The sequence below is a fragment of the Pseudomonas sp. LB3P25 genome (assembly GCF_054897985.1).
On the sequence record NZ_CM142711.1, the window covers coordinates 179,327 to 193,694 of the forward strand.

Below are 14,368 nucleotides of genomic sequence, written 5' to 3' on the forward strand. Positions count from 1 at the left end.
CAGTACCGATGGGGAGCCATCTTCCACCCGCAACCAAAACAACAGAATAACCAGAAAACGCAATCCATTATTTCATCCAGTGCAATAACCGGCTCACGCCTGCAAGGACGGGTGTTCACGCAGCGCGCTCACCGCAAAATCCACAAAACTGCGAATCCGCGCAGGGGCCTTGCGCCCGCCTTGATAGACCACATGGATAGGCAATGGCGGCAGTTCGAAGTCAGCCAGAACGATTTCCAACTCACCGGAGGCGACTTTGCTCGCTACCTGATAAGACAGAACCCGGGTCAACCCCAACCCCAGGCATGCCGCCGTAATGGCTGCCTGATTCGCCGTCACTACCAGGCGCGGCTCCGGTCGAACACTCAGTGGCTCTCCCCCTTCAAGGAATGGCCAGGTTCTCAACTGACCGATAGAGGACGTCGCAATAACCGGCGCTTGAGCCAGATCCTGAGGATGTCGAGGTCGACCGTGGGCCGTCAGAAATTCTGGCGAGCCGCAAATCACCCGTCGAACCTCACCCACGCGAATCGCATGCTGGTTACTGTCGGGTAACTCACCGATCCGCACGGCGACATCGATGCCCTCCTCGACCATGCTGACCACTCGGTCTACCAGCACCCCATTGATGCTGACTTCAGGAAATTGCGTCAGATAATTCACCATCACTGGCGTGACAAACAGCTCACCGAACAACACCGGCGCGGTGATTGTCAGTTGCCCACGAGGATGAGCGTGACTGCCCGCCGCCGAATCCTCGGCTTCCTGCACCTCGGCGAGAATCCTCCGACAGTCTTCCAGGTAACGCTGACCCGCCTCGCTCAAATGCACACTGCGGGTGGTGCGTGTCAGCAGCAACGTGCCGATGCGTTTCTCCAGCGCCGCCACTGCGCGAGTGACACTGGCTGCCGACAGGCCCAAACGCCGCGCCGCCGCCGAGAAACCTTGGTCTTGGGCGACGGCAGCGAAGACCTGCATTTCCTGGAATCGGTCCATGGGCGTGTCCTCAATTCAGATAAAAAAAATCGCAACCGTAGGCTGCGATTTTTAATGTTTCCATCACCTGTGGATAACTTATTCCACCGTCACCGACTTCGCCAGGTTACGCGGCTGGTCAACGTCGGTGCCTTTCAACACAGCGACGTAATACGAGAGCAACTGCAGCGGGATGGTGTAGAGGATCGGCGACAGGATGTCGTGGATGTGCGGCATTTGCACAACATGAGTGCCTTCGCCATTAGTCATGCCAGCTTGTTCGTCTGCGAAGACGATCAGCTCGCCGCCACGGGCGCGAACTTCCTGGAGGTTGGATTTCAACTTCTCCAACAGCTCGTTGTTCGGTGCCACGGTGACAACTGGCATGTCGTTATCCACAAGCGCCAACGGGCCGTGTTTCAGCTCGCCGGCCGGATAGGCTTCGGCGTGGATGTAGGAGATTTCCTTGAGCTTGAGAGCCCCTTCCATCGCTACCGGGAATTGCGCGCCACGACCGAGGAACAGGGTGTGGTTTTTCTCGGCGAACAGCTCGGCGATTTTTTCGACGGTGCTGTCCATGGCCAGGGCTTCGCCCAAACGAGTTGGCAGACGACGCAGCTCTTCAACCAACGTGGCTTCGACGCCGTTGGCCAAGGTGCCGTGAACCTGACCCAAGGACAGGGTCAGCAACAGCAGACCGACCAACTGAGTGGTAAAGGCTTTGGTCGAGGCCACGCCGATTTCGCGACCGGCCTGGGTCAGCAGAGTCAGATCGGATTCACGCACCAGTGAGCTGATGCCGACGTTGCAAATCGCCAGGCTCGCGAGGTAACCCAACTCTTTGGCGTTACGCAGAGCGGCCAGGGTGTCGGCGGTTTCACCGGACTGGGAAATGGTCACGAACAGGGTGTCGGCCTGCACCACCACCTTGCGGTAGCGGAATTCGCTGGCGACTTCGACCTGGCACGGGATACCGGCCAGTTCTTCGAGCCAGTAACGGGCAACCATGCCGGCATGGTAACTGGTGCCGCACGCGACAATCTGCACGTTACGCACTTTGGCGAACAGCTCGGCAGCCTGTGGACCGAACGCTTGAACCAGCACTTGATTCTGGCTAATGCGACCTTCCAGAGTGCGCTGCACCACAGCCGGTTGCTCGTGAATTTCCTTGAGCATGAAGTGGCGGAATTTGCCCTTGTCAGCGGCTTCGGCGCCATCGCGGTACTGCACCGACTCACGTTCGACCACTTGGCCGCTCACGTCCCAGATCTGCACGCTGTCGCGGCGAATTTCGGCGATATCGCCCTCTTCCAGGTACATGAAGCGATCAGTGACCTGGCGCAGGGCCAGCTGATCGGAAGCCAGGAAGTTTTCACCCATACCCAGACCGATAACCAGCGGGCTGCCGCTGCGGGCGGCGACCAGACGATCCGGTTGCTGAGCGCTGATGACCGCCAAACCGTAAGCACCGTGCAGCTCTTTGACAGTAGCCTTCAGGGCCACGGTCAGATCACGCAGATCCTTGAGTTTGTGGTTCAACAGGTGAGCAATGACTTCGGTGTCGGTGTCCGAGGTGAACTCGTAACCCAAGGCTTTCAGTTGCTCGCGCAGGGCCTCGTGGTTTTCGATGATGCCGTTGTGCACCACCGCCAGATCACCGGAAAAATGCGGGTGAGCGTTGCGCTCGCAAGGCGCACCGTGAGTGGCCCAGCGGGTGTGGGCGATGCCCAGACGGCCGACCAGCGGTGTTTCGGCCAGCGCCAGTTCCAATTCACTGACCTTGCCCGGGCGACGCAGGCGCTCAAGCTTTTCGTCATGGGTGTAGACCGCTACACCGGCACTGTCATAGCCACGGTATTCCAGGCGTTTCAGGCCTTCGAGCAGGATGGCGGTGATGTTACGTTCTGCGACTGCGCCGACAATTCCACACATGCTATTTCTCCTGATTGACAGCCGCGAGGATCAAGTTGATTCCGCGGGCCTGAATCTGATCCCGTGCCTCAAGCGGCAGGCGATCATCGGTAATGAGGGTATGGACGCTGCTCCAGGGCAGCTCCAGGTTGGGAATCTTGCGGCCGATCTTGTCGGCCTCCACCATGACAACCACTTCACGGGCAACTTCAGCCATGACCCGGCTCAGTCCCAGCAATTCGTTGAAGGTGGTGGTACCGCGAACCAGGTCAATGCCATCGGCACCGATGAACAACTGGTCGAAATCGTAAGAGCGTAGGACCTGCTCGGCCACCTGCCCCTGAAAGGACTCGGAATGCGGGTCCCAGGTGCCGCCGGTCATCAACAACACCGGCTCATGCTCAAGTTCGCACAAGGCATTGGCGACATACAGCGAGTTGGTCATCACGACCAGGCCCGGTTGCTGGCCGAGTTCCGGAATCATCGCCGCCGTGGTGCTGCCGCTGTCGATGATGATCCGCGCATGCTCGCGAATTCGCGCAACGGCGGCGCGAGCGATGGCCTGTTTGTATTTGGACACCGGCTGACCAAGGTCGGCCACCAGCTCTTGAGGCAAGGTGATCGCTCCGCCATAACGGCGCAGCAGCAAGCCGTTGCTCTCAAGCGCCGCGAGGTCCTTGCGGATCGTAACTTCCGACGTTTCGAAGCGCTTGGCCAGCTCATCCACACTGACTTCGCCCTGCTCATTGAGCAAGGCGAGGATGTTGTGACGGCGTTGTGGTGTATTGCGTTTCGACATGGCTGGGTAAGTTTCGATTCGAAAGATAACGGAAGCAATCAAAACCTATTGGCGAAACTTCGTCAAGCGTGGAGCGATAAAAAGACCTGTGGATAAAAGCATCGTGGGCAAGCCTTGCTCCTACGGGTCAGAGTCATCCACATATTATGTGAACAACCTAAACCTGTAGGAGCAAGCGGTGCGGCGATCCGACTTGCCCGCGATTGCTATCTCAAGGACGCCAAATTAACTGTGGATAACTCAGCTCTTCTTGATCTTCTCCGGTCGCTTCCAGCCGTCGATATTCTTCTGCCGCGCACGACCCACGGCCAACTGTGCGTTATCCACATCCTGCGTAATGGTCGAACCAGCCGCCGTGGTCGCCCCCGAAGAGATATCCACAGGCGCGACCAACGAGTTGTTGGAACCGATGAACACATCTTCACCCAGCACGGTTTTCCACTTATTGGCGCCGTCGTAGTTGCAGGTAATGGTGCCCGCGCCGATGTTGGTACGCGCGCCGATCTCGGCATCACCCAGATAGGTCAGATGACCGGCCTTAGCGCCCTCGCCGAGATGAGCGTTCTTCAGCTCAACGAAGTTACCCACATGGGCGCGTGCTTCGAGCACCGTGCCCGGGCGTAAACGTGCGAACGGACCCGCATCGCTGCCTTCACCGAGAATCGCACCTTCGATGTGGCTGTTGGCCTTGATCACCACCCCTTTGCGCAGGGTGCTGTCCTTGATCACGCAGTTCGGGCCGATCACCACGTCGTCCTCGATAACGACCTTGCCTTCGAGGATCACGTTGATGTCGATCAGCACGTCGCGGCCGACGGTGACTTCACCGCGTACATCAAAACGAGCCGGGTCACGCAGGGTCACGCCTTGAGCCATCAAACGACGACCGGCGCGCAGCTGATAGTGACGCTCAAGCTCGGAAAGCTGCTTGCGGTCGTTGGCGCCCTGCACTTCCATGGCATCGTGGGGTTGCTCGGTGGCCACCACCAGACCGTCGCTGACTGCCATGGCGATCACGTCGGTCAGGTAGTACTCGCCCTGGACATTGTTGTTCGATAGACGGCTCATCCAGCCACCCAATTGCGCGAACGGCAGCGCCAGAATGCCGGTGTTGCCTTCAGTGATCGCTCGTTCGGCGTCGTTGGCGTCTTTCTGCTCGACGATGGCTGTCACTTTGCCGTCGGCATTGCGGACAATGCGGCCATAGCCGGTCGGGTCATCCAGTTCTACTGTCAACAAACCCAGTTGCTGCGGCGCTACTTGCTTGAGCAGACGCTGCAGGGTCTCGACTTCGATCAATGGCACGTCACCATAAAGAATCAGGACGGTGTCGGACTCAATGAAAGGCACCGCTTGAGCAACCGCATGGCCAGTCCCAAGCTGTTTGTCCTGCAGGACGAAATTCAGATCATCAGCCGCCAGACGTTCACGCACTGCATCGGCACCATGGCCAATCACGACGTGGATGCGCTGTGGATCAAGTTGCCGGGCGCTGTGGATAACATGGCCGAGCATCGAGTTGCCGGCAATCGGATGCAGAACTTTCGGCAAAGCCGAACGCATGCGAGTGCCCTGACCAGCAGCGAGGATAACAATTTCTAAAGACATGACTGGCTACCAATCCTGGGTGGTCAGCGGCTGCGACCAGGTTATGAATATCGGAAAAGAAAAAAGGGTAGCCGAGGCTACCCTTTTTAATCAATCACACAACAAGCGGTGGCCTATTAGTGGCCGAACTTTTTGCGGATCTGCTGGACGGTGCGCAGCTGAGCTGCAGCCTCGGCCAGACGTGCGGCGGCAGAACCGTAATCGAATTCTGCACCACGGTCATGCAAGGCCTTCTCGGCAGCCTTAACGGCTTCCTGAGCGGAGGCTTCGTCCAGGTCGGCAGCACGTTGCACAGTGTCGGCAAGTACCTTGACCATGTTCGGCTGAACCTCGAGGAAACCGCCGGAGATGTAATACACCTCCTCTTCCCCGCCCTGCTTGATCAGGCGGATCGGGCCCGGCTTGAGATTAGTGATCAGCGGCGCGTGACCCAGGGCGATACCAAGATCACCCAGTGCACCGTGCGCAACCACCATCTCGACCAGGCCGGAGAAGATTTCCCCTTCCGCGCTGACGATATCGCAATGGACTGTCATAGCCATCTGATTGCCTCAACCTAAATTAGCGCCCGTTGCCGGGCGCCGGGATTACAGTTTCTTGGCTTTCTCGATCGCTTCTTCGATGCCGCCGACCATGTAGAACGCTTGTTCTGGCAGGTGGTCGTAGTCACCGTTGAGGATGCCTTTGAAGCCAGCAATGGTGTCTTTCAGGGAAACGTATTTACCCGAAGCACCGGTGAAGACTTCAGCCACGAAGAACGGCTGCGACAAGAAACGCTGGATCTTACGAGCACGGTTTACCAACTGCTTGTCGGCTTCCGACAGCTCGTCCATACCCAGGATCGCAATGATGTCCTTCAGTTCTTTGTAACGTTGCAGAACATACTGTACGCCGCGAGCGGTGTCGTAGTGGTCCTGGCCGATTACGTTCGGGTCCAGCTGACGCGAAGTCGAGTCGAGTGGATCGACCGCCGGGTAGATACCCAGGGAAGCGATGTCACGGGACAGAACGACGGTGGCGTCCAAGTGGGCGAAGGTGGTCGCTGGCGACGGGTCAGTCAAGTCATCCGCCGGTACGTATACCGCCTGGATCGAGGTGATCGAACCGTTTTTGGTCGAAGTGATACGCTCTTGCAGAGTACCCATCTCTTCGGCCAGGGTCGGCTGGTAACCTACTGCGGAAGGCATACGGCCCAGCAGTGCGGATACTTCAGTACCGGCCAGGGTGTAACGATAGATGTTGTCGACGAACAGCAGAACGTCGTTACCTTCGTCACGGAACTTCTCGGCCATGGTCAGGCCGGTCAGTGCTACGCGCAGACGGTTACCCGGCGGCTCGTTCATCTGACCGTAAACCAGTGCCACTTTGTCCAGAACGTTGGAATCCTTCATCTCGTGGTAGAAGTCGTTCCCCTCACGAGTACGCTCACCCACACCGGCGAACACGGAATAACCGCTGTGCTCGATGGCGATGTTACGGATCAGTTCCATCATGTTTACGGTTTTGCCTACACCGGCACCACCGAACAGACCGACTTTACCACCCTTGGCGAACGGGCAAACCAGGTCGATAACCTTGATGCCGGTTTCCAGCAGGTCGTTGCCGCCAGCTTGTTCAGCGAAGGTTGGCGCAGGACGGTGAATGCCCCAGCGCTCTTCGGTGTCGATCGGGCCAGCTTCGTCGATCGGGTTGCCCAGTACGTCCATGATCCGGCCCAGGGTCGCTTTACCGACCGGTACGGAGATGGCTGCGCCGGAGTCTTTGACTTCCAGACCGCGCTTCAAGCCTTCGGTGGAACCCATCGCAATGGTACGAACCACGCCGTCACCCAGCTGTTGCTGAACTTCGAGAGTAGTCCCGGCCGCGCTTTGTACTTCCAGCGCGTTGTAGATGCTCGGTACGCTGTCGCGTGGAAATTCCACGTCGATAACGGCGCCGATGATTTGAACGATACGTCCGCTACTCATAGCTGGATCCTCTGAATATTTGAACCGTTAAACCGCGGCAGCGCCGCCGACGATTTCCGAGATCTCTTGGGTGATCGCAGCCTGACGCGCCTTGTTGTAGACCAGCTGCAAATCGCTGATCAAATCACCGGCGTTGTCGGTAGCGTTCTTCATCGCGATCATCCGCGCAGCTTGTTCAGCCGCGTTGTTCTCGACCACCGCCTGGTAGACCTGCGACTCAACGTAACGGACCATCAAGCCGTCAAGCAGCTCTTTGGCATCCGGTTCGTAGAGATAGTCCCAGTGGTGCTTGAGCGATTGATCCGGGGTTGCCTCCAGTGGAATCAACTGCTCCACAGTAGGCTGTTGCGTCATGGTGTTGATGAACTTGTTGGACACCACGGACAGGCGATCAATACGGCCGTCCAGGTAGGCATCCAGCATCACCTTGACGCTGCCAATCAGATCATTGATCGACGGCTCTTCACCCAGGTGGCTGATAGCTGCAACGACGTTACCGCCGAAGTTGCGGAAGAAAGCCGCACCCTTGCTACCAACAACACACAGATCGATCTCGACGCCGTTTTCGCGGTTTACCGCCATGTCCTTGACCAGGGCCTTGAACAGGTTGGTGTTCAAGCCACCACACAGACCACGGTCACTGCTCACTACGACATAACCGACGCGCTTGATTTCACGCTCGATCATGAAGGGGTGGCGATATTCCGGGTTAGCGTTGGCCAAATGACCAATAACCTGGCGGATGCGCTCCGCGTAAGGACGGCTAGCAGACATACGCATTTGTGCCTTGCGCATTTTGCTGACCGCCACTTTTTCCATGGCGCTGGTAATCTTTTGCGTGCTTTTGATGCTCGCAATCTTACTGCGAATCTCTTTTGCGCCTGCCATGTAACACCTATCAGGTTAGCAAGCGGGAGCCTCGCGGCTCCCGCTGCGGCTTACCAGGTTTGGGTGGCCTTGAACTTCTCGATACCGGCTTTCATGCCAGCGTCGATTTCGTCATTGAAGTCACCCTTCACGTTGATCTTCGCCATCAAATCGGCGTGATCGCGGTTGAAGAAAGCAATCAGCGCTTGTTCGAAGCTGCCGATCTTGGCGATTTCAACGTCAGTCAGGAACCCACGCTCAGCGGCATACAGCGACAGCGCCATGTCAGCGATCGACATTGGTGCGTATTGCTTCTGCTTCATCAGCTCGGTAACGCGCTGACCATGCTCAAGTTGCTTACGGGTCGCTTCGTCCAGGTCAGAAGCGAACTGGGCGAATGCCGCCAGTTCACGGTACTGAGCCAGAGCGGTACGGATACCACCGGAGAGCTTCTTGATGATCTTGGTCTGAGCGGCACCACCCACACGGGATACCGAAACACCGGCGTTCACTGCAGGACGGATCCCGGAGTTGAACATGGCCGATTCCAGGAAGATCTGACCGTCGGTGATGGAAATCACGTTGGTCGGAACGAACGCGGAAACGTCGCCAGCCTGGGTTTCGATGATCGGCAGTGCGGTCAGGGAACCGGTTTTGCCGGTCACTGCGCCGTTGGTGAACTTCTCTACGTACTCTTCCGAAACGCGGGATGCGCGCTCCAGCAGACGGGAGTGGAGATAGAACACGTCGCCTGGGTAAGCTTCACGGCCTGGTGGACGGCGCAGCAGCAGGGAAATCTGGCGGTAAGCCACTGCTTGCTTGGACAGATCGTCATAAACGATCAGCGCGTCTTCACCGCGGTCGCGGAAGAATTCACCCATGGTGCAACCGGAGTACGGTGCCAGGAACTGCAGTGCTGCAGATTCCGAAGCGCTCGCCGCCACGACGATGGTGTTAGCCAGTGCGCCGTTTTCTTCCAGCTTGCGAACCACGTTAGCGATGGTCGATTGTTTCTGACCGATAGCTACGTAGACGCAGAAGATGCCGCTGTTTTTCTGGTTGATGATCGCGTCGATCGCCAGAGCGGTTTTACCGATCTGACGGTCACCGATGATCAGCTCACGCTGGCCACGGCCGACAGGGATCATGGCATCGACAGCCTTGTAGCCAGTCTGTACAGGCTGGTCTACCGACTTACGCCAGATCACGCCTGGAGCAACTTTCTCGACCGCATCGGTCTCGGTGTTGTTCAGCGGACCTTTGCCGTCAACTGGGTTACCCAGTGCGTCGACTACGCGACCCAGCAGTTCCTTACCAACCGGAACTTCGAGGATGCGGCCAGTGCACTTGGCGCTCATGCCTTCAGCCAGAGACTGGTAGGAGCCCAATACAACGGCACCTACAGAGTCTTGCTCCAGGTTGAGAGCCATACCGAAGACGCCGCCCGGAAACTCGATCATCTCGCCGTACATTACGTCGGCCAGACCGTGAATCCGCACGATACCGTCAGATACGCTGACGACAGTGCCTTCGTTACGGGCTTGGGAGGTCACATCGAGCTTGTCGATGCGGCCCTTGATAATTTCACTTATTTCGGAAGGATTGAGTTGCTGCATTGCTCTGCTGCCCCTTCAAACTCAAGATTTCAATGCTTCGGCAAGGTTCGCGAGTTTGCCGCGAATCGAGCCATCGATTACCAGGTCGCCGGCGCGGATGATGACACCACCAATAAGGGTGGCATCCTCCGCAGCGTGCAGTCGCACTTCCCGGCCGAGCCGTGCACTGAGAACCTTGGCGAGTTTGTCTTGCTGTTCTTGGTTCAATGCAAAAGCACTGGTTACGTCCACGTCTACCGATTTCTCTTGTTCGGCCTTGTACAGGTCAAACAGAGCGGCGATCTCCGGCAAAAGCGGGAGACGGTCGTTTTCGGCAACGACGTGAATGAAATTCTGTGCCTTGGCATCGAACTTGTCGCCACACACGTCAATAAACGTGGTGGCCTTGTTTGCGCTCGTCAGTCGCGGGGCCTTGAGCACGCGCTGCATGGTGTCGTCTTGCGACACTGCTGCAGCCAGGCCGAGCATGGCTGACCAAGAGGCCAGTTGCTGGTGGGCCTGGGCGTGCTCGAAGGCTGCCTTAGCGTAAGGTCGGGCCAACGTGGTCAATTCTGCCATGATCGCCCTCGCTTAAATTTCAGCAGCCAGTTTGTTTACCAGCTCCGCGTGCGCGTTTTGATCGATTGTGGCACCCAGGATCTTCTCGGCGCCGCCAACGGCCAGAGCACCCAATTGGGCACGCAGCGCGTCTTTGACACTGTTCAGTTCCTGCTCGATCTCGGCCTGAGCCTGAACCTTCACACGGTCAGCATCGATACGGGCTTTTTCAACGGCCTCATCGACGATCTGATTACCGCGTTTCTTGGCTTGCTCAATGATTTCGGCTGCCTGAGCTTTTGCTTCGCGCAGTTGTTGACCCGCTTTATCTTGGGCCAACTCCAGGTCGCGAGCTGCTCGGGCGGCAGCGTCCAGTCCATCCGCGATCTTCTTCTGACGTTCGTGCAAAGCCGCGATGACCGGAGGCCACACGAACTTCATGCAAAACAGTACAAAAATGAAGAACGCAACGGACTGGCCAATCAGGGTTGCATTAATGTTCACGCCAACACCTCGCTCGTTCGTTGCACATCACACCAATTACTCGAAGGTTCGAGTAATTAGCCAGCGAGTTGACCAACGAATGGGTTCGCGAAGGTGAAGAACAGAGCGATACCAACACCGATCATGGTTACGGCGTCGAGCAGACCGGCAACGATGAACATTTTAACTTGCAGCATTGGAACCATCTCTGGCTGACGCGCTGCGCCTTCCAGGAACTTGCCACCCAACAGGCCGAAACCAATTGCGGTACCCAGTGCGCCCAGGCCGATCAACAGTGCAACAGCGATAGCGGTTAGACCAACTACAGTTTCCATCTTTCCTCCCGACTTTTACGTCGTATGGTTTAGGTTTTTTAGATTTTAAAGCGGTAAAACAAATCGTTTCATAGCCCTGTTCGGGCACCCACTCGTTTGACCGAGTGGGACATCAGACTAGTCGAGACTGGTCTTAATGGTTCTCTTCGTGCGCCATCGACAGGTAAACGATGGACAGCATCATGAAGATAAACGCCTGCAGGGTGATGATCAGGATGTGGAACACAGCCCACGCCCACTGCAGAACTACGCCCAGGCCGCTAAGCCAGAGCAGACCGCTGCCGAACATCACAGCAATCAGAATGAAGACCAGCTCGCCGGCGTACATGTTGCCGAACAGACGCAGTGCCAGGGAGATTGGCTTGGCAACCAGGGTCACGAATTCCAGCAGGAAGTTCACCGGAATCAGCAGGGCTTGAACGAAGATGTTCTTGCTGCCGAACGGGTGCAGGGTCAGTTCGCCGATGAAGCCGCCGATGCCCTTGACCTTGATGCTGTAGAAAATGATCAACGCGAATACCGACAGGGACATGCCCAGGGTCGCATTCGGGTCAGTGGTAGAAACAGCACGGAAGACCAGGTGCGGGTCGCCAGTAATGAAGGCAGCCAGCTTAGGAATCCAGTCAACCGGTACCAGGTCGACGGCGTTCATCAGGAACACCCAGACAAAAATCGTCAGCGCCAATGGCGCGATCAATGGATTACGGCCGTGAAAGGTATCTTTCACGCTGGTGTCGACGAACTCGATCAGAACCTCTACGAAGTTCTGCAAGCCGCCAGGCTGACCGGAAGTCGCCTTCTTTGCCGCCATGCGGAAAAGAAGAACGAAAATCAGACCCAACGCGACCGACCAGCCGAGGGTATCGACGTGGAAAGCCCAGAAGCCCATTTCTTTGGCCTCTGCTGCGGTGTGGGCAAAACCCCACCCGCCGGTTGGGTGCTGACCGAAGGTCAGGTTCTGCAAGTGGTGCTGGATATAGCCCGAAGCGGTTGTCTCTGCCATGGTTGCCTCAAACGCCCTAAGGTCTCGAAAGTCTTGTTCTCATCAGCAGGGGCGCGAACCAGCTGACCAGTTGGGTCAACACGAAGACGCCGAATACAGCTAGCGGCGCCAATGGCTTCACACCTGCAAACGTCAATGCAAAGAGCACTGCCGTCAAAATTAGTTTGCCCGCCTCGCCGGCATAAAAAGACCGGACGATGGCTTGAGCTGCTCGGGCGCCGGAAAACCGAAATGCCCTGTGAGCGAAATAAACATTGGGCAGCAAGGCTATCAGGCCCCCGCAAAGTCCTGAGTACCCGGCAACGACTCCATGCCAGTACCAGAGCGCCAAAGCGGCCAGTACCAAAACGACAAATTGAGCCAGTAATACCGGAAAAACTGCCAGGCGATGGAACGGCAAGCGGTTTGGCGTGCGGCTTTCCATCGTTTTTGCTCCCCAATGATCGGCTGCCATAATTCAATAACTTGGCATAATTTGTGCCGACAAAATGCGCGCAGAGTATAGGGGCGGTTCTGCCCCTATTCAACTGTCAGGTAGTGATTTCCGACTCCACGCTACATGAGGAAATGTTTCAGCGGATGTGTGCAAGTACACCTTGAAGCTCATCCAGGGAGTTGTAACCGATCACCAACTGCCCCTTCCCCTTTTTCCCGTGGCGAATCTGCACCGCAGAGCCTAGGCGCTCAGCCAGACGCTGTTCGAGTCGTGCGATATCCGGGTCCTGCTTTACCGGTTCAGCAGGTTCGTGTTTACCACTCAACCACTGGCGAACCAGTGCTTCAGTCTGGCGTACAGTCAGCCCCCGTGCGACAACGTGTCGCGCCCCTTCAACCTGTTGATTTTCCGGTAAACCGAGCAAAGCACGGGCATGACCCATTTCCAGGTCGCCGTGGGACAGCATGGTTTTGATGACTTCCGGCAACGCGATCAAGCGTAGCAGGTTGGCCACGGTCACGCGGGACTTGCCCACCGCTTCGGCCACTTGTTGCTGCGTCAGCTGGAATTCCTGCTGCAAACGCTGCAAAGCCACCGCTTCTTCGATCGGATTGAGGTCTTCACGCTGGATGTTCTCGATCAGCGCCATCGCGATTGCGGTTTCATCCGGTACATCGCGAACCATCGCCGGGATGGTTTCCTGGCCAGCCTGCTGACTGGCGCGCCAACGGCGTTCACCGGCGATGATTTCGAAGCGGCCGCTGCCGATCGGACGAACCACGATGGGCTGCATTACGCCCTGAGCCTTTATCGACTGCGCCAGCTCTTCCAGCGCCTGTGGGTCCATGTCCCGACGCGGCTGGTACTTGCCGCGCTGGATCAGGTCCAGTGGCAGGTGCTGCAGCTCACGCTGATCAGCCTGCACCGCTTGTTCTTCCAGCGAGCTGACAGTCGGACCACTCAGCAGTGCATCCAGTCCACGTCCGAGACCTCGTTTCTTGACGGCCATGGGGATTCCTTAAGTTGCCTGAGCAGCGGCGGTGCGTGAGTTTTTGCGTTGACGACGAACCATCTCGCCCGCCAATGCCAGATAGGCAATGGCACCCCGCGATGATTTGTCGTACGCCAGCGCCGGCATGCCATAGCTTGGCGCTTCGGCCAGGCGAATGTTGCGCGGAATCACCGTGTCGTAGAGCTGCTCACCGAAGTGTTCCTTGAGCTGCGCCGAAACATCGTTCATCAGGCTCAAGCGCGGGTCATACATGGTCCGCAACAGGCCTTCGACTTTCAGGTTCGGGTTCAGCAACTCAGCGATGCGCTTGATGTTATCCACAAGGTCGCTCAAGCCTTCGAGCGCGAAGTACTCGCACTGCATGGGGATAATGACCCCATCAGCCGCAACCAGTGCGTTAAGCGTGAGCATCGACAACGACGGTGGGCAGTCGATCAAAATGTAATCGTAGTTTTCACGGATCGGCGCCAGTGCACTGCGCAGGCGACTTTCCTTCATCTGCATTTCCAGCAGAACCACTTCGGCCGCGGTCAAGTCGCGGTTGGCCGGCAGTAGCTGGTAACCACCGTGCTCGGAATAGTGCATGGCCTGGGCCAGATCGCATTCGCCGATCAGCAGGTCGTAGACCGAATTCTCCAGGCCGTGTTTATCCACACCGCTACCCATGGTGGCGTTGCCCTGTGGATCGAGATCGATCAACAGCACCCGGCGCTTGGTAGCGACCAGGGAAGCTGCGAGGTTGATGCAGGTGGTGGTCTTGCCCACACCACCCTTTTGGTTCGCTATCGCGAATACCTTAGCCATTCTTGCTTGTGTTCC

15 protein-coding genes are annotated in these 14,368 nt (G+C 57.3%); all 15 read right to left on the reverse strand.

What is annotated here, in order from left to right; translation table 11 throughout:
* Positions 1-93 precede the first annotated feature (93 nt).
* On the reverse strand, positions 94-996 hold the full coding sequence (locus tag ACYZTW_RS00810) for a LysR family transcriptional regulator (protein WP_462003367.1): 903 nt from the start codon (positions 994-996) through the stop codon (positions 94-96).
* Between the two features lie 78 nt (positions 997-1,074).
* Positions 1,075-2,907, reverse strand: a complete 1,833-nt coding sequence (gene glmS, locus ACYZTW_RS00815) for a glutamine--fructose-6-phosphate transaminase (isomerizing) (protein ID WP_462003368.1) — start codon at positions 2,905-2,907, stop codon at positions 1,075-1,077.
* Position 2,908: 1 nt separating this feature from the next.
* Entirely contained in the window at positions 2,909-3,685 is a 777-nt protein-coding gene (locus ACYZTW_RS00820; RefSeq protein ID WP_462003369.1) for a DeoR/GlpR family DNA-binding transcription regulator, read from the reverse strand.
* A 240-nt stretch (positions 3,686-3,925) separates the two neighbouring features.
* A complete protein-coding gene (glmU, locus tag ACYZTW_RS00825) occupies positions 3,926-5,293 on the reverse strand; it encodes a bifunctional UDP-N-acetylglucosamine diphosphorylase/glucosamine-1-phosphate N-acetyltransferase GlmU (RefSeq protein ID WP_462003370.1) in 1,368 nt (455 codons plus the stop codon).
* 116 nt (positions 5,294-5,409) lie between these two features.
* Positions 5,410-5,835 carry a F0F1 ATP synthase subunit epsilon gene (locus ACYZTW_RS00830; RefSeq protein WP_008155716.1) on the reverse strand — a complete coding sequence of 142 codons (426 nt, stop codon included), beginning with the start codon at positions 5,833-5,835 and terminating at the stop codon, positions 5,410-5,412.
* A gap of 45 nt (positions 5,836-5,880) precedes the next feature.
* The gene (gene atpD, locus ACYZTW_RS00835) at positions 5,881-7,260 is read right to left on the reverse strand and encodes a F0F1 ATP synthase subunit beta (RefSeq protein ID WP_462003371.1); all 1,380 of its coding nucleotides are present in this window, start codon (positions 7,258-7,260) and stop codon (positions 5,881-5,883) included.
* Between the two features lie 27 nt (positions 7,261-7,287).
* Complete coding sequence (gene atpG / locus ACYZTW_RS00840; protein ID WP_123367463.1) at positions 7,288-8,148, reverse strand: F0F1 ATP synthase subunit gamma; 861 nt, start codon at positions 8,146-8,148, stop codon at positions 7,288-7,290.
* A gap of 50 nt (positions 8,149-8,198) precedes the next feature.
* Complete coding sequence (gene atpA, locus ACYZTW_RS00845; RefSeq protein WP_008155713.1) at positions 8,199-9,743, reverse strand: F0F1 ATP synthase subunit alpha; 1,545 nt, start codon at positions 9,741-9,743, stop codon at positions 8,199-8,201.
* A 21-nt stretch (positions 9,744-9,764) separates the two neighbouring features.
* Complete coding sequence (locus tag ACYZTW_RS00850; RefSeq protein WP_033059683.1) at positions 9,765-10,301, reverse strand: F0F1 ATP synthase subunit delta; 537 nt, start codon at positions 10,299-10,301, stop codon at positions 9,765-9,767.
* Positions 10,302-10,313: 12 nt separating this feature from the next.
* Positions 10,314-10,784 (reverse strand): F0F1 ATP synthase subunit B, encoded by a 471-nt coding sequence (locus ACYZTW_RS00855; RefSeq protein WP_150657769.1) that lies wholly within the window; start codon positions 10,782-10,784, stop codon positions 10,314-10,316.
* Between the two features lie 56 nt (positions 10,785-10,840).
* Positions 10,841-11,098 (reverse strand): F0F1 ATP synthase subunit C, encoded by a 258-nt coding sequence (atpE, locus tag ACYZTW_RS00860; protein ID WP_002555987.1) that lies wholly within the window; start codon positions 11,096-11,098, stop codon positions 10,841-10,843.
* Positions 11,099-11,231: 133 nt separating this feature from the next.
* Entirely contained in the window at positions 11,232-12,101 is an 870-nt protein-coding gene (atpB, locus tag ACYZTW_RS00865; protein WP_134421078.1) for a F0F1 ATP synthase subunit A, read from the reverse strand.
* A gap of 16 nt (positions 12,102-12,117) precedes the next feature.
* On the reverse strand, positions 12,118-12,525 hold the full coding sequence (locus ACYZTW_RS00870; protein ID WP_007948092.1) for a F0F1 ATP synthase subunit I: 408 nt from the start codon (positions 12,523-12,525) through the stop codon (positions 12,118-12,120).
* Between the two features lie 148 nt (positions 12,526-12,673).
* Positions 12,674-13,546 (reverse strand): ParB/RepB/Spo0J family partition protein, encoded by an 873-nt coding sequence (locus tag ACYZTW_RS00875; protein WP_129439758.1) that lies wholly within the window; start codon positions 13,544-13,546, stop codon positions 12,674-12,676.
* Between the two features lie 9 nt (positions 13,547-13,555).
* Positions 13,556-14,353, reverse strand: coding sequence for a ParA family protein (locus ACYZTW_RS00880; RefSeq protein ID WP_008155709.1), 798 nt, complete (start codon positions 14,351-14,353; stop codon positions 13,556-13,558).
* Between the last annotated feature and the right edge of the window lie 15 nt (positions 14,354-14,368).